This is a genomic window from Xanthobacter aminoxidans, from assembly GCF_023571765.1.
GTDB lineage: Bacteria > Pseudomonadota > Alphaproteobacteria > Rhizobiales > Xanthobacteraceae > Xanthobacter > Xanthobacter aminoxidans.
In genome coordinates, this window is record NZ_JAMJXC010000002.1 from 224,181 (window position 1) to 242,879 (window position 18,699).

General features: G+C 66.4%; 20 protein-coding genes. All 20 read right to left on the reverse strand.

Features of this window, described 5'->3' with window-relative positions; all coding sequences use genetic code 11:
• Positions 1-83: 83 nt before the first annotated feature.
• Positions 84-641, reverse strand: a complete 558-nt coding sequence (locus EJ105_RS03790; RefSeq protein WP_197022944.1) for an SH3 domain-containing protein — start codon at positions 639-641, stop codon at positions 84-86.
• 85 nt (positions 642-726) lie between these two features.
• Positions 727-1,500 carry a ferredoxin--NADP reductase gene (locus EJ105_RS03795; protein WP_250165361.1) on the reverse strand — a complete coding sequence of 258 codons (774 nt, stop codon included), beginning with the start codon at positions 1,498-1,500 and terminating at the stop codon, positions 727-729.
• 7 nt (positions 1,501-1,507) lie between these two features.
• Positions 1,508-1,843 carry a ferredoxin FdxA gene (gene fdxA, locus EJ105_RS03800; RefSeq protein ID WP_024276762.1) on the reverse strand — a complete coding sequence of 112 codons (336 nt, stop codon included), beginning with the start codon at positions 1,841-1,843 and terminating at the stop codon, positions 1,508-1,510.
• 315 nt (positions 1,844-2,158) lie between these two features.
• Complete coding sequence (locus EJ105_RS03805) at positions 2,159-3,034, reverse strand: ABC transporter ATP-binding protein (RefSeq protein WP_250165362.1); 876 nt, start codon at positions 3,032-3,034, stop codon at positions 2,159-2,161.
• 7 nt (positions 3,035-3,041) lie between these two features.
• Positions 3,042-4,010 (reverse strand): ABC transporter permease, encoded by a 969-nt coding sequence (locus EJ105_RS03810; protein ID WP_250165363.1) that lies wholly within the window; start codon positions 4,008-4,010, stop codon positions 3,042-3,044.
• A gap of 5 nt (positions 4,011-4,015) precedes the next feature.
• A complete protein-coding gene (locus EJ105_RS03815; protein WP_250165364.1) occupies positions 4,016-5,446 on the reverse strand; it encodes an ABC transporter substrate-binding protein in 1,431 nt (476 codons plus the stop codon).
• Positions 5,447-5,615: 169 nt separating this feature from the next.
• Positions 5,616-6,392 carry a Crp/Fnr family transcriptional regulator gene (locus tag EJ105_RS03820; RefSeq protein WP_024276758.1) on the reverse strand — a complete coding sequence of 259 codons (777 nt, stop codon included), beginning with the start codon at positions 6,390-6,392 and terminating at the stop codon, positions 5,616-5,618.
• A gap of 80 nt (positions 6,393-6,472) precedes the next feature.
• Positions 6,473-7,078 carry a nucleoside deaminase gene (locus EJ105_RS03825; protein ID WP_250165365.1) on the reverse strand — a complete coding sequence of 202 codons (606 nt, stop codon included), beginning with the start codon at positions 7,076-7,078 and terminating at the stop codon, positions 6,473-6,475.
• Positions 7,079-7,226: 148 nt separating this feature from the next.
• On the reverse strand, positions 7,227-7,649 hold the full coding sequence (locus tag EJ105_RS03830; RefSeq protein WP_029556130.1) for a F0F1 ATP synthase subunit epsilon: 423 nt from the start codon (positions 7,647-7,649) through the stop codon (positions 7,227-7,229).
• A 131-nt stretch (positions 7,650-7,780) separates the two neighbouring features.
• The gene (locus tag EJ105_RS03835) at positions 7,781-8,014 is read right to left on the reverse strand and encodes a hypothetical protein (protein WP_024276755.1); all 234 of its coding nucleotides are present in this window, start codon (positions 8,012-8,014) and stop codon (positions 7,781-7,783) included.
• A 27-nt stretch (positions 8,015-8,041) separates the two neighbouring features.
• Entirely contained in the window at positions 8,042-9,478 is a 1,437-nt protein-coding gene (atpD, locus tag EJ105_RS03840; RefSeq protein WP_029556131.1) for a F0F1 ATP synthase subunit beta, read from the reverse strand.
• Between the two features lie 33 nt (positions 9,479-9,511).
• Entirely contained in the window at positions 9,512-10,387 is an 876-nt protein-coding gene (locus EJ105_RS03845; RefSeq protein ID WP_029556132.1) for a F0F1 ATP synthase subunit gamma, read from the reverse strand.
• A 36-nt stretch (positions 10,388-10,423) separates the two neighbouring features.
• Entirely contained in the window at positions 10,424-11,956 is a 1,533-nt protein-coding gene (gene atpA / locus EJ105_RS03850) for a F0F1 ATP synthase subunit alpha (protein ID WP_250165366.1), read from the reverse strand.
• Positions 11,956-12,510, reverse strand: coding sequence for a F0F1 ATP synthase subunit delta (locus EJ105_RS03855; RefSeq protein ID WP_347881300.1), 555 nt, complete (start codon positions 12,508-12,510; stop codon positions 11,956-11,958). The genes atpA and EJ105_RS03855 overlap by 1 nt, the downstream gene beginning before the upstream one ends.
• Positions 12,511-12,746: 236 nt before the next feature.
• Entirely contained in the window at positions 12,747-13,472 is a 726-nt protein-coding gene (locus EJ105_RS03860) for an amino acid ABC transporter ATP-binding protein (RefSeq protein ID WP_024276750.1), read from the reverse strand.
• Complete coding sequence (locus EJ105_RS03865; RefSeq protein WP_029556135.1) at positions 13,450-14,109, reverse strand: amino acid ABC transporter permease; 660 nt, start codon at positions 14,107-14,109, stop codon at positions 13,450-13,452. Before EJ105_RS03865 ends, EJ105_RS03860 begins: the two co-directional genes overlap by 23 nt.
• On the reverse strand, positions 14,106-14,780 hold the full coding sequence (locus EJ105_RS03870; RefSeq protein ID WP_250165367.1) for an amino acid ABC transporter permease: 675 nt from the start codon (positions 14,778-14,780) through the stop codon (positions 14,106-14,108). Before EJ105_RS03870 ends, EJ105_RS03865 begins: the two co-directional genes overlap by 4 nt.
• Positions 14,781-14,854: 74 nt before the next feature.
• On the reverse strand, positions 14,855-15,664 hold the full coding sequence (locus EJ105_RS03875) for a transporter substrate-binding domain-containing protein (RefSeq protein ID WP_394009890.1): 810 nt from the start codon (positions 15,662-15,664) through the stop codon (positions 14,855-14,857).
• Positions 15,665-15,901: 237 nt separating this feature from the next.
• Positions 15,902-17,251: a S41 family peptidase gene (locus EJ105_RS03880; RefSeq protein WP_029556138.1), complete on the reverse strand. Its 1,350-nt coding sequence runs from the start codon at positions 17,249-17,251 to the stop codon at positions 15,902-15,904.
• Positions 17,248-18,681, reverse strand: coding sequence for a murein hydrolase activator EnvC family protein (locus EJ105_RS03885; protein WP_250165368.1), 1,434 nt, complete (start codon positions 18,679-18,681; stop codon positions 17,248-17,250). Before EJ105_RS03885 ends, EJ105_RS03880 begins: the two co-directional genes overlap by 4 nt.
• Positions 18,682-18,699 lie beyond the last annotated feature (18 nt).

An 18,699-nucleotide genomic window follows, 5' to 3' on the forward strand; every position in this document is an offset into this window, starting at 1 on the left:
GGGGGTCCTCTTGAAACGAGGATGGCCCCCGGCCATGGATCGATCAAACGAGTTGTTTTTCTACAATTGATCGATGAATCCGATTATCGGACCACCACGCCGCGCCGCACCACCGTGTTGCCGGCCGGGCCGCGCGTCGCGCCAACGTGGCGGCAGGCACCGTTGTAGCAGCGGGTGGCGCCCACATGCCCGACGGGGCCGCGCGCGTAGGGGCCGTAATAGCGGTTCCACTGGCCATACCACGGACGACCCACATAATGGGTGTTCCAGTAGGACTGGTTGAACGCCACCGCCGCGATGCCGAGGCCCGCCGCGACCGCAGCGGTCATCACCACCGGCGAGGCGCCGGCGGAGGGCACGACCTTGATGTACTGCGCCGCCATCCAGCCGCGCACGTTGCCCAGCGCGACATCGCACCACGAATAATCCGCAAGGCAGCCGTAGGTCGCGAGCGCCGCGCCGGCCGGCACCGTGACCACGGTGGGGAAGCTGGTGCTGGGACCGGCCCGCAGATTCACATTCGTCACGGCCACTGCCGGCTGGGCCGCCGCGGCGGCTCCGGCGGCGAGAACGCCGGCCAGCATGACGGCCGCTCCGGCCACTGCGCGCAGGCGCGATCCAAGTTCGACACGTATCGACACCAGCATCTCCATCATCGGGATCTGGCGCGACAGCCTAGCTTCGGATCGTTACCGGCCCGTTGCACGATTTTGCAATGTGCAACGCTCAGCGCTCGGCGAAAGCCTTCTCCACCACATAGGTCTCCGGCCGGTTGCCCGCGCCCTCCACGAAGTCGCGGGTTTCCAGCAGCGCCTTGGTGTCGGCGATCATCTGCGGCGAGCCGCACAGCATCACCCGGTCGTGCTCGGCATCGAGGTCCGGCAGGCCGAGGTCGGCGAACAGCTGGCCGCTTTCCATGAGATCGGTGACGCGACCACGATTGCGGAACGGCTCGCGGGTCACGGTCGGATAATGCAGCAGCTGCGCCTGCGCGTACTCGCCGAGGAAATCGTGCGCCTTCAGATCCGCCACCACCTGCTCGCCATAGGCGAGTTCCGCCACCTCGCGGCAGCCGTGGACCAGGATGATGTGCTCGAACCGCTCATAGGCCTCTGGGTCCTTGGCGATGGAGACGAAGGGCGCAAGGCCGGTGCCCGTTGCCAGAAGATACAGGCGCTTGCCCGGCTTGAGATTGTCCAGCAGCAGCGTGCCCGTGGGCCGGCGTCCGACGAGGATGGGATCGCCCGGTTGGAGCATCTGCAGCCGCGAGGTCAGCGGCCCGTCCGGTACCTTGATGGAGAAGAATTCCAGCTGCTCCTCATGCGGCGCGCAGGCGAGCGAATAGGCGCGCAGCAGCGGCTTCTCGTTCACGTCGAGGCCGATCATGGTGAACTGCCCGCTCTTGAAGCGGAAGGCGCTGTCGCGGGTGGCGGTGAAGGAAAAGAGGCGGTCGGTCCAGTGGCGGACCTCAAGCACGGTCTCGGTGTTCAGGTTGCTCATGTTCGCCTCACGCCTCAGCCGGCGCCGGGGAGAAGGCGCTCTCGAACTTGCCGTCCACGTTCATCCACTGCGCGGCATCCGCCGGCGGCTCCTTCTTCTCGGCGATGTTCGGCCACAGGGCCGCATATTCGGCATTGAGCGCGATCCACGGCGCGGCGGCCGGATCGCTGTCGGCGGAGATGGCGGCGGCCGGGCATTCCGGCTCGCAGACGCCGCAGTCGATGCACTCGTCGGGCTTGATGACGAGCATGTTCTCGCCCTCATAGAAGCAATCCACCGGGCAGACGGCGACGCAATCCATGAATTTGCAGCGGATGCACTTGTCGGTGACGACGTAGGCCATGGGGCAGGTCCGGTTGTTGTTCGATAATTATTTTAGCCGGAGGGGGCAATGGTCTTGAGGACTAAGGCCTTGGAGGGTCAATTAATTGCGGATTTTGTGGAAGGGTAATCGGATCGAGGATCCTGCTCCATCATATCTACCTGCCGTCATGCCCGGGCTTGTCCCGGGCATCCACGTCGACCCGACGGAGCGGCTCCGAGAGTTATGCTCCCGGCCCGACCACGTGGATGGCCGGGACAAGCCCGGCCATGACGATTGGGACAAATGCGAAAATCCTCGCGCAAGTCCTAACCTCGCCCACCGAAGCGCGGCGCCTCACACCACCTCGGCCAGATTCGCGCCATTGAGGTTCACCGCGAGGCCCTTCAGCGCATCCTCGTTCAGCTCGCCGCCCATGGCCTTCAGGCTCTCCTCGCGGATGAGCGCGCCGAGATCGGCCCGGAGCTGCACGAATTCAGGCGAGAGCTGGAGGGCGGCATCGCGCGGGCGCGGCAGGGGCACCGTTACCTCGGCCTTGATGGTGCCGGGGCGGGCGGTCATCACGTAGATGCGGTCGGAGAGGAAGATCGCCTCGTCGATGTCGTGGGTGACGAACAGCACCGAGATGCCCAGCCGCTGCCAGAGGTTGGTGAGGATCTGCTGCATGATGACCCGGGTCTGCGCATCAAGCGCGCCGAACGGCTCGTCCAGCAGCAGCACCTTCGGCCCGGTGGCGAGCGCGCGGACGATGCCCACGCGCTGCTTCATGCCGCCGGAGAGGCGATCGGGATAATGGTCCTCGAAGGCGGACAGGCCGGCGAGACCGAGCAGCGTGCGCGCGGCGACCGCCCGCTCGGACTTGCCCATGCCGCGCATCTTCAGGCCGAATTCCACGTTCTCCCGCACCGTCTTCCACGGGAAGAGCGAATATTGCTGGAAGACCATGCCCCGGTCGGCGGACGGGCCCTTCACCGGCTCGCCATCCACCGTGACCGTGCCTGACGTGGGCTTGAGGAAGCCCGCCACCGCATTGAGGAACGTGGACTTGCCGCAGCCCGACGGCCCGATGATGGAAACGAACTCGCCGGGATTTACAACGAGATCCGCATCGCGCACCGCGATGACGGCGCCGTCGATGGTGTCGTAGGCGAGGTTGAAGTCGGAGACCTCGATGAGGCCGGTCCTCGTCGGCGCGGTCGCGGGGATCGCCATGATGGCCTCACTTGGCGCGCGACCAGGGCGTCACGGCCCGGCCCGCGATGCGGATGAGAAACGAGGAGGCGAGCCCGAGCACGCCGATGGTGATCATGCCCAGCGCGATGTCCGGATACTGCACCAGGGAATAGGCCTCCCAGGTGAAATAGCCGATGCCGAACTGGCCGGAGATCATCTCCGCCGCGATCAGCGAGACCCAGGCAACACCCATGCCCACGGTGAGACCGGTGAAGACCTGCGGCAGCACCGCGGGGAAATAGACCTCGCGGAACGTCGCCCGCTCGGTGGCGCCGAGGCAGCGGGCGGCGCGCACCAGCACCTCGTCCACGTTCGCCATGCCGTGCAGCGTGTTGAGGAGGATGGGGAAGAACGAGCCGAGGAAGGTGATGAAGACGATGCTTTCCTCGTTGGTCGGCCAGAGCATGATGGACATGGGCACCCAGGCGATGGCCGGGATGGGCCGCAGCACCTCCGAGACGGGAAACACGAACTCCTTCAGCAGCTGGAAGCGCCCCATCAGCAGGCCCAGCGGCACCGCCACCACGGCAGCCAGCGCGAAGCCGATGAAGATGCGCCGGCAGGAAATGTAGATGTGGTTGAGGAACGCGCCGGTGGAGAAGGCCGTGCGGGCGCTCTCCAGCACCTGCTCGGGCGAGGGCACGTTGAGGAACCGCACGTAGAAGGTCATGCGGTTCACAGTCACCACATGCCAGGCGAGGATGAACAGGCCGATGGCCAGCGCCCCGAGCAGCGTAGCGCGAATGGTGTGCGCATTGAGCTTCAGCCAGCGCCGCGCGCGCCCCGCGACGGACCGGTCCGGCACCGGCGTCGCCGCCACCGTATCCCGCTCCGGCCGCAGCACGATGTGACCGGGCGCGGCCGACCGATGCACCGCCCCGCCGTCGCCCGCGAGGTGGAACGGGGCGGCGATGGGCGCGGACTTTGCCGCGGACGTCATGGCAATGCTGTTCATGGCGTTCACCCGCGAGCCCCGGACGCGGCCTTCAGCGCATCGGCGAAGGGCAGCACCTTGCCGCCGCCCTTGGCCGCCGCCGCCTCGGCATCGACCTTCAGCATGAAGGGCTGGATCTCGGTCTTTCCGTCCTTGGTGGAGACGGCATAGAAGGCATCGGTCGCGAACAGCTTGATGCCGCGGGCGGTATCGAACAGATAGGTCATGTTGACCTTCTTGCCGGCCGCATTCAGCTCGGCGAGCGCGCCGAGGGTGCAGGCGGCGCTGGAATAGGGCTTGATGCCCTCGCCATCCACCCAGATTTCGCCCGCCTTGCGCGGCTCGGAGATCTTGACCTTGCAGAAGCTGTCGTCGCCGGCGATCTCGTAGTTCGCGAGGCTCTTCAGCTGCGCCTCGTAGTCAAGCCCGAGTTCCTTGTAGGCCTGGCGGACGTAGGTGTCGTTCACCCAGGCCTTGACGTCGAACTCCTTCATGCGACCGAGCTTCTGGAGCACGGCGGCATCCTGCGCGGCGTCCTCCACCAGCTGCGGCTTGATGGTCGGGTCCATGGTCATGATGCCGCCCGGGCCAAGGAAGATGTAGACGACTTCCTTGTCGATGCCGGTCCACTTGGCGATCTTCTCGGCGGCTTCCTTCGGGTTCTTGCGCACCCAGTCATTGGCCTCGATCACCGCCTTGATGTAGCCGACCACGACCTCCGGATACTTCTCGGCGAAGTCCGTGCGCACCACCACGCCGTGCCAGGTGGGGGCATTGGTCTCCACGCCGTCGAAGATCTTGCGAGCGAAGCCGCGGAACGGCAGCAGCTCGGCGAAGGGGACGAAATCGGCGTGGGCGTCGATCTTCTTTTCCTGCAGGTTGGTGGAACCCACCTCCGGCGACTGACTGACCAGCCGGAAGTAGTCGGCCGGCCAGTTCTTGTCCTGCATGGCTTTGAGGATCATGCCGTGGGCCGCCGACCCGAACGGCACGCTCACCACCTTCCCCTTCAGGTCGCTCAGCTCGTAATAGGGCGACTCCTTGTTCACGACCACGCCGTTGCCGGAGCCGTAGATGTTGTAGGCACCGACCGCGATGAGCTGGGACTTGGACTGGGGATTGGACTGAAAGGTGTAGCCGTTCACCACCAGCGGATAATCGCCCATGCCCCCGAACTGGAGCTTGTCGGCCATCATGCCGTTGGTCACGGGCGGGCCGGAGGTGAAGTTCTGCCACTCGATGTTGTAGGTGGCGCCGGCATATTTGCCGTCCTTCGGCAGATATTTGTCGAGAAGCTTCAGCTCCTTGATGACGACGCCGGTGGTCACCGTGTTGGTCGTGGTGTCCTGCGTCCCGATACCGATGTTGATGGTCTCGGCTGCGGCCGGAACAACGGCGCAGGAGGTTGCGAGGGCGACGGCAATGCTGCGAAGAACGTTCGGGCGAAACGGGTTCATCAGATCCACCTCTCGGGGCTAAGACGGCTCTCGACGGTGATCTTCAGGCGTCAGGTTCGATCCGTTCAAAGGAAGATGCGGCGGAGGTGTCGATTAGTTGCCTCCTTTGCGGACCCGCCTGATTTTTCATCAAACCGCACATCTCCGGGTCTCCGGACGGCTCCCGGCCTCAACGGTCGCCACGCATCACGTGCAGCGCGTCCAGGTCGTAAACCACGATCTTGGCCTTCTCGGCCTTCAGAACCCCCTGCTCTTGCAACCGCTTGAGGCTGATCGTCACCCACTGGCGGGTGGCGCCCACCATGTGCGCAAGGTCCGCGTGGGTGAAGGCCGAGCCGATGGCGATGGCGCCCTCTTCCTTCACGCCATAGGTGTCGGCGAGATGGATGAGCAGGTGCGCGAGACGCTCGGTGACGGAGCGGGTGCCCAGCATCTGGGCAAGGGCCGAATAGCATTTGCCCTTGAAGGTGAGCCCCTCGATGAGGCCGATGGCGAAGCCCGGTATCTGGGCGATCAGCCGGCGCAGGGTCTTTCCGGTCAGGTGGACCACCACGCTGTTGGTCGCCGCGACCCCGGACCAGACGTGCTGGCCCTGCCCGAACAGCTCCGGCCCGCCCACGAAATTGCCCGCGCTCCAGTAGGCGAGCGTGATCTCCCGGCCCGACGGCGCGATGTAGAAAACCCGGATGCGACCGCTCTCGATGAGGAAGATGCCATCGTGCGGCGTGCCTTGGGAGAACAGCATCTTCCCGCGATAGACGACGCGTTTCTGCCCCTCCCTCAGCACCTCCTCCCGCTCCTTGGCGGTGAGGCGCTGGAACAGCAGCGGCGGCCCGTTGGTCAGCGCGGCATTTTCGGTGAGGAGCAGCGCCTGCGCCGGGTTGGACCCGGCCAGAAGGGGTGAGGCTGCGGGCACTGGTTTGGCGTGCAGGGGGGCAGTCTGCATGCTGGATATCTCCCGTTTGGACGGCTTCCAAGCGGCAAGAAGCATACCAGCATTTTTAATATTAAATCGATCGTATTAATTCATTTTTTGTCGAACAGGGCGAGGGCCTCGGGCGCGAGCACGCCGCCCGTAATCTCCACCTTCAGGAAAGGTGCGGCCTCGGCCATGGTCCGGGCCACATCCAGCGCTGGCATTCCGATTTGCGGCTGCCGGCCATACCTGGCCGCCACCTGCTCCAGGGAGGCGCCGAAGACCACGCGATTGAGCCCGCACCAGAGAATCGCCCCCATGCACATGGGGCACGGCTCGGCGGAGGCATAGATGGTCGCGCCCTTCAGTTCGTCCGCCGACCGCGCGGCGAGGAAGCGGCGGATGGCGACCATCTCGGCATGGGCGGTGGGATCGTTCAGCTGCCGGCCGAGATTCGGCCCCCGGGAGAGAACCTCCCCGCCCCGCGCGATCACCGCGCCGAAAGGGAAGTCGGACTGGGCTGCGAGCGCGATGGCCTCGCGCATCAGCCCTTCATCCTCCGGGCGCGGCGGCCCCAGCACCGCCTCGGCGCGCGACTCGGATGGGAAGAGCGACAGAACGCTGCTGGCCGCCACTGCGAGGCTTGCGAGAACGCTCCGCCGGCTCGGGGCATGGGCAGCAGCTTCCTCGGTCCGCATCGCGTCTTCAGCGGTCATGGTGTCGCCCCCTCGGGGAAGCTGAGCACGCGGCATGGACGAGGGCAACCGGGCTCGGGCCCGCGACCACATGAGGCGGAGGCCCAAGCAAAGAAAAGGCCCGGGCTTTTTGGCCCGGGCCCTCCCGAAATGTTGCGCTTGTGGACGCTCAGTGCGTGGTGGCGCCGGTCCGGTCGCGCTCCAGCGCCTCATAGACCTGCTGCAGGTCGGCGAGGTGACGGGACGCGCGCTGCTTGGCATCGTCGCCGGTGGCGTCGTTCACGTCCTCGCGGGCGTCCTGGATCTGCTGGGCGAGAGCGCCAAGATCCAGCTCCTCCAGCGGCTTCGCCTCTTCGGCGAGAATGGTGAGGCCGGCTGGGTTCACTTCGGCGAAGCCGCCGCGGACGAAATAGCGGCGGGCGGCACCATCGGCCTTGATGGTGAGGATGCCGGGCTTGAGCATGCCGATGAACGGCGCATGGCCGGCCAGCACGCCGAACTCGCCTTCCGCGCCCGGCACGATCACCTCGGTCACGGCGCCGGAAAAGACGAGGCGCTCGGGGGAGACCAGCTCAAAAGGTAAGGTCGCCATCTGTTCAATCTCCGGGTCGTCCCCGCCGGGGGTCCCGCGGGAGCCTGCCGGCTACCCTCGGGAGGATCAGGCCGGCGGAACGGCTCCGCCATGGGTGGGAGCCGGATGGCTCCGTGAAATCTTCGGTCCGATCAGCGGCGGCGCTCGGCGACGAAGCCGACGCCCAGGCCGATGATCGCGCCCACCACGGCCGCAAGCAGGATGTGGCGGGTCTGCTCGGAGGTGAGGCCGCCGCGCGGCCCCTCTCCCTGAACGCGGATGTCGATGCCCGGGAGGCGCAGTTCCGCCACCTGGGGCCGGGTGAGCCAGCCGGTGATGCCACCGGCCAGCAGCCCGAGGACGAGGCAGACGATCTTGATATTCATCGCGATCGCTCCGCCGCGTGGCTGGGATCAGGCCGCCTCGGCGGCCAGCTTCTTGCCCTTCTCGATGGCTTCTTCCATGGAGCCGACCATGTAGAAGGCCTGCTCGGGCAGGTAGTCGTACTTGCCCTCGACGAGGCCCTTGAAGCCGGAGATGGTGTCCTTCAGGTCCACGAGCTTGCCCGGGGAGCCGGTGAACACTTCCGCGACGTGGAAAGGCTGGGAGAGGAAGCGCTCGATCTTGCGGGCGCGGGCCACGGTGAGCTTGTCCTCTTCGGAGAGCTCGTCCATGCCCAGGATCGCGATGATGTCCTGCAGCGCCTTGTAGCGCTGGAGGGTCTGCTGCACCTGACGCGCCACGTTGTAGTGCTCCTCGCCGATGACCAGCGGAGAGAGGATGCGCGAGGTGGAGTCCAGCGGGTCCACCGCCGGATAGATGCCCTTCTCGGCGATGGAGCGCGAGAGCACGGTCGTCGCGTCGAGATGGGCGAAGGAGGCGGCAGGCGCCGGGTCGGTCAGGTCGTCGGCGGGCACGTAGATGGCCTGCACCGAGGTGATCGAACCCTTGGTGGTGGTGGTGATGCGCTCCTGCAGGGCGCCCATGTCGGTGGCCAGCGTCGGCTGGTAGCCCACCGCCGAGGGAATGCGGCCGAGCAGAGCCGACACTTCCGAGCCGGCCTGGGTGAAGCGGAAGATGTTGTCCACGAAGAACAGCACGTCCTGGCCCTGGTCGCGGAAGTGCTCGGCGACGGTGAGGCCGGTGAGCGCGACGCGGGCGCGGGCGCCCGGAGGCTCGTTCATCTGGCCGTACACGAGGGCGCACTTGGAGCCGGCGGCCGAGCCACCATGCTCGTGCGGGTCCACGTTCACCTTGGACTCGATCATCTCGTGATAGAGATCGTTGCCCTCACGGGTGCGCTCACCGACGCCGGCGAACACGGAGTAGCCGCCGTGCGCCTTCGCGATGTTGTTGATGAGCTCCATGATGAGCACGGTCTTGCCCACGCCGGCGCCGCCGAACAGGCCGATCTTGCCGCCCTTGGAGTAGGGCGCGAGCAGGTCCACCACCTTGATGCCGGTGACGAGGATTTCCGCCTCGGTGGACTGGTCCGCATAGGAGGGAGCGGGCTGGTGGATGGCGCGCAGGCCGTCGCCGACCACCGGGCCGAGCTCGTCCACCGGCTCGCCGATCACGTTCATGATGCGGCCGAGGGTGGCATCACCCACGGGCACCTGGATGGGCGCGCCGGTGTCGGTGACACCCTGGCCACGCACCAGACCCTCGGTGGCATCCATCGCGATGGTGCGGACGGTGTTCTCGCCGAGATGCTGGGCCACCTCGAGCACCAGGCGGTTGCCGTGGTTGGTGGTCTCGAGCGCGTTCAGGATTTCCGGCAGATGGCCGTCGAACTGCACGTCGACAACGGCGCCGATGACTTGGGTAATGCGTCCGGTGGGGTTCGCCATGTTCGTCGTCCTTTGTCCTCGTCCAGGCCGTGGTCAGAGCGCTTCGGCGCCGGAGATGATTTCGATGAGTTCCTTCGTGATCATGGCCTGACGCGTCCGGTTGTAGATCAGCGTCTGCTTCTTGATCATGTCGCCCGCATTCCGCGTCGCGTTGTCCATGGCGCTCATCTGCGAGCCGTAGAACGACGCCTGGTTTTCCAGGAGGGCGCGGAAGATCTGCACCGCGATGTTGCGGGGCAGGAGGTCGGCGAGGATGTCTTCCTCGGCCGGCTCGTATTCATAGACCGGACCGGCCGCATCCGCGTCCCGCGCCTCGAAGGTGGCGGGGATGATCTGCTGGGCGGTCGGCACCTGCGAGATCACGCTCTTGAACTGGGCGTAGAAGAGCGTGCACACGTCGAACGCACCCTGGTCGAGCAGCGAAAGGATCTTCGACGCAATGGCGTCGGCATCCTTGAAGCTGAGCGTCCGCACCGAGCGCAGGTCCACCAGCTCGATGATGCGGTCGGGATAGATCCGGCGCAGCTGGTCATAGCCCTTGCGGCCGATGCAGAAGAACTTGACGTCCTTGCCTTCGCCGAGCAGCTGCTGCGCCCGCTCGCGGGCGAGCCGGACGATGGAGGTGTTGAAGGCGCCGCACAGGCCGCGCTCGCCGGTCGCGACCAGGAGCAGCTGCTTCTGGTCGGAGCCGGTGCCGGCGATGAGGACGGGCGCCTGCCCGCCGCCGATGATCCCGGCGGCGAGATTGCCCAGCACCGTCTCCATGCGCTCGGCATAGGGACGGGCCGCTTCCGCCGCCATCTGGGCGCGACGCAGCTTCGCCGCGGCGACCATCTGCATCGCCTTGGTGATCTTCTGCGTCGCCTTCACCGAGGCGATGCGGTTTCGTAGGTCTTTCAGGCTCGCCATCGTGCCCGTCCGTCAGGTTCGAGGAACAGGCGCCGTTCAGGCAAAGCTCTTGGCAAAGGCGTCGAGGGCCTTCGTCAGCTTCTCGGCCGTGTCCTTGGACAGTTCCTTGGACGTGCGGATGGCCTCCAGGATCTCCGGATGCTGCGAGCGCAGCGCCAGGAGCAGGCCCTGCTCGAACTCGCGGACCTTGGAGACCGGCAGCGGGTCGAGATAGCCGTTGGTGCCGGCATAGATCACCGCCACCTGCTCCTCGACCTTCAGCGGCGCGAACTGGCTCTGCTTCAGAAGCTCGGTCAGGCGGGCGCCGCGGTTGAGCAGCTTCTGGGTGGAGGCGTCGAGGTCCGAGCCGAACTGGGCGAAGGCCGCGAGCTCACGATACTGGGCGAGCTCGCCCTTGATCTTGCCGGCGACCTGCTTCATCGCCTTGATCTGGGCCGAGGAGCCCACGCGCGACACCGAGAGGCCGACGTTCACCGCCGGGCGGATGCCCTGGTAGAACAGGTCGGACTCAAGGAAGATCTGGCCGTCGGTGATCGAGATGACGTTGGTCGGGATGTAGGCCGACACGTCGTTCGCCTGGGTCTCAATGACCGGGAGGGCGGTGAGCGAGCCGGCGCCGTGGGCGTCGTTCAGCTTGGCCGCGCGCTCCAGCAGGCGGGAGTGGAGATAGAACACGTCGCCGGGATAGGCTTCGCGGCCCGGCGGGCGGCGCAGCAGCAGCGACATCTGGCGGTAGGCCACGGCCTGCTTGGACAGGTCGTCGTGGATGATGAGCGCGTGCATGCCGTTGTCACGGAAATACTCGCCCATGGCGGTGCCGGTGAACGGCGCCAGGAACTGCATCGGCGCGGCGTCCGAGGCGGTGGCGGCGACGACGACCGAATATTCGAGCGCGCCCTGCTCCTCGAGCACCTTCACGAACTGTGCGACGGTGGAGCGCTTCTGGCCCACCGCGACGTAGACGCAGTAGAGCTTCTGGCTCTCGGGGGCGTCGCCGGCGTTCAGGGGCTTCTGGTTCAGGATGGCGTCGAGCGCCACGGCGGTCTTGCCGGTCTGGCGATCGCCGATGATCAGCTCGCGCTGGCCGCGGCCGATCGGGATCAGCGCGTCGATGGCCTTGAGGCCGGTCTGCATGGGCTCATGCACCGACTTGCGCGGAATGATGCCCGGCGCCTTCACGTCGACGCGGCGACGCTCGGTGAACATGATCGGGCCCTTGCCGTCGATCGGGTTGCCGAGGGCATCCACGACGCGGCCGAGCAGGCCCTTGCCGACCGGGGCGTCCACGATGGCGCCGGTCCGCTTGACGGTCTGGCCTTCCTTGATCTCGCGGTCCGAACCGAAGATCACGATACCGACGTTGTCGATTTCGAGGTTCAGCGCCATGCCGCGCGTGCCGTTCTCGAACTCGACCATCTCGCCGGCCTGGACGTTGTCGAGGCCGTAGACGCGGGCGATGCCGTCACCGACGGAGAGGACCTGGCCGACCTCGGAGACTTCAGCCTCCTGGCCGAAGCCCTGGATCTGCTCCTTGAGGATGGCGGAGATTTCAGCGGCTCGAATGTCCATCAGCGGACCTCTTTCATCGCATGCCGGATAGAATTGAGTTTGGTCTTGAGCGAGGCGTCGACCATGCGGGAGCCGAGCTTCACGATGAGACCACCGAGGATGGACGGATCGACGGTGACGTCGAGGTTCACGTCCTTACCCGTCTGCTGCGCCAACGCGTCCTTGAGCGCGGCGAAGTGGGTGTCGCTCAGGGGAGCAGCCACCGTCACTTCCGCCGTCGTCTCACCGCGCTGGGCGGCCACGAGGGCGGCATAGTCGGAAATCATCCTGGGCAGCGCGAACAGGCGGCGGTTCTGCGCCACCAGCTTCACGAAATTTCCGGCCAGGCCGGAAATGCCCACCTGACCAAGAACCGCGGAGATGGCCTTCAGCTGCTCCTCGGCCGAAAAGACCGGGCTTTTCACCAGCCGCGCCAGATCCGCGTTTTCAGCAATCAGAGCCGACAGGCGATCGAGATCCGCCTTAACGGAATCGACGGCGCCGGCCTCGCTCGCCAGTTCGAACAGCGCGGTCGCATAGCGCCCCGCCATGCCTGACACGATCGTATCCGCCACCCCGCACCTCTCTCGGACTTCCAGGGCCGGTCACGCACCTTGCGTCACCTCTCCCCAAGCCCTTGATCTGTTGGGAATATAATTGTGCGACCTCGCGAGGGGGCTTAACCCGTCCCTCGAAATCCCGGAGTGCCTAACACAGGCAGATCAAGGCGGCAACATGACGGGAGGATGGCGCATAGGCCGCATTGCCGCACCGCGACAGGCTTGACCGTAACGCAAGGCCCACAGCGGCCTCAGCTTTGGCCGAGAAACTGCCTGAGCTCCGCCGTTTGAGGATTCGCAAATACTTCTTCCGGCGGACCGATCTCATGCACCCGCCCCTGGTGCATGAACACCACCCGGTCACACACTTCCCGTGCGAAGCGCATCTCGTGCGTGACCATGAGGAGGGTCATGCCCTCCTCGGCCAGCTTCTTCACCACCGCCAGCACCTCGTTGACGAGTTCGGGGTCGAGGGCGGAGGTGATCTCGTCGCACAGCAGCGCCAGCGGCTTCATGGCCAGGGCGCGGGCGATGGCGACGCGCTGTTGCTGGCCGCCGGACAGCTCGTCGGGATAGGCGTCGAACTTGTGGGCGAGGCCCACCTGCTCCAACCGCACCCGCGCCTCGGCCTCGGCCTCCTTCTGCGACACCTTCTTCACCACCATGGGCGAGAGCATCACGTTGCGCCCGGCGGTGAGGTGGGGAAACAGGTTGAAGCCCTGGAAGATCATCCCGACCTTCAGCCGGAGCGCACGCAGATGCACCTCGTCCGGCGCCAGCTGGGCGCCGGCGACGGTGATGGAACCGTCGTTGATGGTCTCAAGCCCGTTGATGCAGCGCAGAAGGGTCGATTTGCCCGAGCCCGACTTGCCGATGATGGCGATGACCTCGCCGGCCGCCACATCGAGGTTGATTCCCTTCAGGACCTCGTTCTGGCCGAAGCTCTTGCGGACCTCAGTGATGGTGATGAGCGACATTCAGCTTCCTTTCGAGAAGCTGGCTGCTCTTCGACAGAGGCCAGCACAGCACGAAATAGATGAGGGCGGCGAAGCCGTAGACGGTGAACGGCTCGAACGTGGCGTTGGTGATGATGGTGGCGGCCTTGGAGAGTTCCACGAAGCCGATGATGGAGGTCAGTGCCGTTCCCTTCACCACCTGCACCGAGAAGCCCACCGTGGGCGGCACGGCGATGCGCAGGGCCTGGGGCAGCACCACGTAGCGCAACTGCTCGAAGAAGCTCATGGCCAGCGACGAGGAGGCCTCCCACTGCCCCTTCGGGATCGACTCGACGCAGCCGCGCCAGATCTCGGCGAGGAAGGCGGAGGTCCACAGGGTTAGCGAGACGAAGGCCGCCGCCCAGGGCGAGACGTCGAGGCCCATCAGCGGCAGGCCGAAGAAGATGAGGAACAGCTGCATCAGCAACGGAGTGCCCTGAAACAGCTCGATGTAGAGATTGGCGGCCCGCTGCAACCACGGTTTGCGGGCGATGCGGCAGTAGAGCACCACGAGCCCCACCGCGCCGCCGCCGATGAAGGCGAGGATGGAGAGCAGCACGGTCCAGCGCGCGGCAAGCAGCAGGTTGGAGACGATGTCCCAGGTGGAGAATTGGGTCATGTCGTCTTCCTCCGGCGCGGAAAGAGAAACAGCCCGAGCCCCCGCATGACCTGGCGCAGCAGCACCGCCAGCAGCAGATAGAGCACCGTCGCGACGATGTAGGACTCGAAGGCGCGGAACGTCCGCGACTGGATGAAGTTGGCGGCGAAGGTCAGCTCCTCCACCGAGATCTGCGAGCACACCGCCGAGCCGAACATGACGATGACGATCTGCGAGGTCAGCGCCGGCCAGATTTTTTGCAGTGCCGGCACCAGCACCACGTGGCGGAAGGTCTGGATGGGGCTCATGGCGAGGCTGGAACCGGCCTCGAACTGGCCGCGCGGTGTCGCCTCGATGCCGGCGCGGATGATCTCGCAGGCATAGGCGCCGAGATTGATGACCATGGCGAGGATGGCCGCCTGCATCTCGGTGAGCCCCACGCCAACCGCCGGCAGGCCGAAGAAGATGAAGAACAGCTGGATCAGGAACGGCGTGTTGCGGATCAGCTCCACATAGGCCGAGACGATGGGCCGGAGCCAGCGCGGCCCCAGCGCCTTCGCCCAGGCGCAGGCGATGCCGAGCCCGACGCCGAGGGCACCGCCGACCACGATCAGCTCCACGGTGATGGCGACACCCTTCGCCAGCACCGGCCCGTAATCGGCCAGGGATGAGAAATCGAAACTGTAGGCCATGTCCGGCTGGTCCCCCGATGGCGCAGTGCCCGTGGATCGCTCCCTGCCCCGTCACCGGGCAGGGAGCGGCGTCCTCAGAGGTCCTTCGGCAGCGGGGCGCCGAGCCACTTCTGCGAGATCTTCTCCAGCGCCCCGTCGGCCTTGGCCGCGGTGAGGATGGCGTTGACCTTCTCCAGCAGCTTCGGCTCGTCCTTGTTCAGGCCGACGTAGCAGGGCGAGTTCTTGATCAGCACCTTCACGGTGGGCTTCTTCGGCGGGTTGCGGGCGAGGATGGCGGCGGCCACCACGTTGCCGGTCGCCACCACCTTCACCTGGCCGGAGAGGAAGGCCGAGATGGTGGAGTTGTTGTCCTCGTAGCGCTTGATGTCGGCGGTGGGCGGGGCGACCTTGGTCAGCTCCAGATCCTCCACCGAGCCACGGGTGACGCCGACGGTCATGCCGGCGATGTCCTCCACCTTCTCCACCTTCACGTCGGCGGGGCCGAAGATGCCGTTGAAGAAGGGGGCGTAGGCCACCGAGAAATCGATCACCTTCTCGCGGTCGGGGTTCTTGCCGAGGCTGGAGATGACGAGGTCAACCTTCTTGGTCTGGAGGTAGGGGATGCGGTTGGCGCTCGACACCGGCACCAGCTCCGCCTTCACCCCGAGGCCCTTGGCGATGAGGTTGGCGACGTCGATGTCGTAGCCCACGGGCTTGAGGTCGGTGCCCACCGAACCGAACGGGGGGAAGTCCTGCGGCACGGCGATCTTGATGACGCCGGCCTTGAGGATGTCATCGAGGGCTTCCGCATGCGCGGGGGCCGCGGCAAGGCCGAGGACCATCGCGCTGCCGAGGGCGGCGCCGGCCAGGGTCCGGGAGAGGAAAGATCTGCGGGTTGCCTGCATGGCGGGACCGAAACTCCGTGGGCGGCGCGATCGCGCCATCGACCCCTGAGGAGCAAGCGGTATGCCAGCGTGCATACAATACCACCGCGAGCGGCGCGATCGGACCAACCCTTGATGGCGGTGGGTCACCGCCAGTGCCCTAAAACGAAAAATGCCCCGTCCGAGCATTCGGACGGGGCATTTGCCTAAAGTCTAAGCAGAAGCCGAACGGCGCGCCGTTCGGCTTCCGTCAGGGCATTAATTGGCCTGCGAGGACTTGTTCGGCGTCGCCGGGAAGGCGGCGTTCTTCACGGTGCCCTTCATCAGCTCAACGGCGAGCTTCAGCTGGGTGTCGTCCTTCGGGTCCGGCGGCACGTAGGAGGGCGAGCCGGTCTGCTCGTCGTCGCCGTTCTTCAGGTGGCCCTTCAGCGAGGCTTCGCCGCGGGTCGAGTCCGTGGAAACGCCGAGCTTCTGCTTCATCTCGTCGGGCAGGTCCTGCACCAGGACGATGTCGGGCTCGATGCCCTTGGCCTGGATGGAGCGGCCCGACGGCGTGTAGTAGCGCGCCGTGGTGAGCCGCAGGGCGCCCTGCTGGCCGAGCGGGATGATGGTCTGCACCGAGGCCTTGCCGAAGGTGCGCGAGCCAAGGATCGTCGCCCGCTTGTGATCCTGCAGCGCGCCGGCGACGATCTCGGAGGCCGAGGCGGAGCCGCCGTTCACCATCACGATCACCGGCTTGCCCTTGGTGAGGTCGCCGCCGCGGGCGTTGAAGCGCTGCGTCTCTTCCGGGTTGCGGCCGCGGGTGGAGACGATCTCGCCCCGCTCCAGGAACGCGTCGGACACCGCCACCGCCTGATCGAGCAGGCCGCCGGGGTTGTTGCGCAGGTCGATGATGTAGCCCTTGATCTTGTCGGGGCCGATCTTCGCGGTCAGGTCGTCGATGGCCTTCTTCAGGGTCTCGAAGGTCTGCTCGTTGGTGAAGGAATTGATGCGGATATAGGCGATGTCATCCGCCTCGACGCGCGAGCGCACCGTCTGAAGCTTGATGGTGTCGCGCACCAGCTTCACTTCGATGGGCTTCTCCGCGCCCTTGCGCAGGATGGTGAGCGTGATGGGCGTGTTGACCGGCCCACGCATCTTGTCCACCGCCTCGTTCAGGGTCATGCCCTGAACCTGGTCGCCGTCGAGCTTGGCGATGAGGTCGCCCGAGAGCACGCCGGCCTTGGCCGCGGGGGTACCCTCCATGGGGGTGACGACCTTCACCAGGCCGTCTTCCATGATGACCTCGATGCCGAGGCCGCCGAACTCGCCGCGGGTCTGCACCTGCATGTCGCGGTGATTCTTCGCGTCCATGTAGGAGGAGTGCGGATCGAGCGACTGCAGCATGCCGTTGATGGCCGCCTCGATCAGCTTGGCGTCATCGGGCTTCTCGACATAGTCGGAGCGCACGCGCTCGAAGACGTCGCCGAACAGATTGAGCTGCTTGTAGGTATCGGACGACGCGGCCTCTGCCGCGGTCCCGAGGATCAGCCGTGGCTGGACCGCTGCAACCGCCACGAGGGCGCCAGCCGCCACGCCAAATAGAAAGAGAGACGTCCGACGCATTATCCACGTACCTTCTGACTGTCCGTTGCCGCCCACCATGGCGTGGGGTCGATCGAGAGCCCGTCTTTTCGGAACTCGACATACAATTGGGGCTGTCCCGTGGCCGTTGCGGGCGACGGTGAGCCGTTTTGGGCGGATGCGCCACTCCCCCCGGGACCGATGCCCCCCGGACCGCGCTGCGCCGTATTGGCCACGGTACGGGACAGGCCCCCCATGACCCCCACCGGCTCGCCTGCGAGGACGAACTGGCCGAGGTCCACGGTGATCCGTTCCATGCCTGCCATCAGAATATGGTAGCCACCGCCCGCGTTGATAATCAAGAGTTGGCCATAGCTGCGGAAGGGTCCGGCGTAGACCACCCAGCCGTCGGCCGGCGCGCTCACCGGGGCACCGGCGCGGGTGGCGATGGTGATGCCCTTCTCGGTACCTCCCACCCCGTCCGTCGCGCCGAAATTCCGCAGCGTCACGCCGGCCACCGGAAGCGGCAGCAAGCCTTTGGCCTGCGGGAAAGCAATGGCCGGCGTGAGGCGCGCCGGGTCTTTGAGCGCGGTCAGGTCAGGCCGGCCGGGTTCCTGCGGGCGCGTCACCGCCTGCGCGGCGTCAGCTGCCCTTGCGGAAGGACCAACCTCGTTCTCCAGCCTCGTCACGAGATCGTGCACGTCCCCGGTGGCCTTGGCGACGCTTTCCGCCTGCGCCTTGTCGGCGGAAGCGACAGGGTGCTCCTCCGCCTGCCGCTTCTGGCGCTCGCCTACCAGCACGGCGAGGCGGCGGCTGTCCTCGTCGAGGTCGGCGCGCAGGCTGGTCAGGCTGTCACGGGCGGAGGCCAGCTCCGTGCGCACCCGGGAAAGCTCAGAGAGGTCGGAGGCCAATGTCTCCGCCTCCACCCTGAGTTCCGGCAGGAGGGCACCGAGCAGGATGGCCGAGCGCACCGCGTCCAGCGCATCGTCCGGGCGCATGAGGATAGCGGGCGGCGGCTCGCGCCCCATGCGCATCAGGGCCGCCAGCACCTGGGCGAGGACGCCCCGGCGCTTGCCGAGGGAGGTGTTGAGGTCTGCGGCGGAACGGTCCAGCTGGGCGATGCGGCCTTCCACATCGATGAGCTGCTGCTCCACCGCGCGGGTGCGGGCGGCCGTGTCGAGCAGCATCTGGTTGAGGCGGCCGCGATCGCCCTTCGCCGCTTCGAGGTCGGCGCGGAGCTTGCGCTGGGCCTCCTCGGAGCCCTTCACGTCGGCCTTCAGCGCATCGGTGTCGATGCCGGTGCGGTTCGGGACGGGCGGCGGCAGCGGCACCGCCGGCGGGGGCGCGCCCGGCTGGGCGAAGGCCTGGGGAATGAGGGCCCGGGAAACGAGAGCCTGGGGAACACGCAGCCACGGGGCCGCGGCCAGGAGGGTCGCGGCCAGCGTCAGGAGGATCAGGACCGACCGCGGCTTCATGAACCGATCCTCAACGAA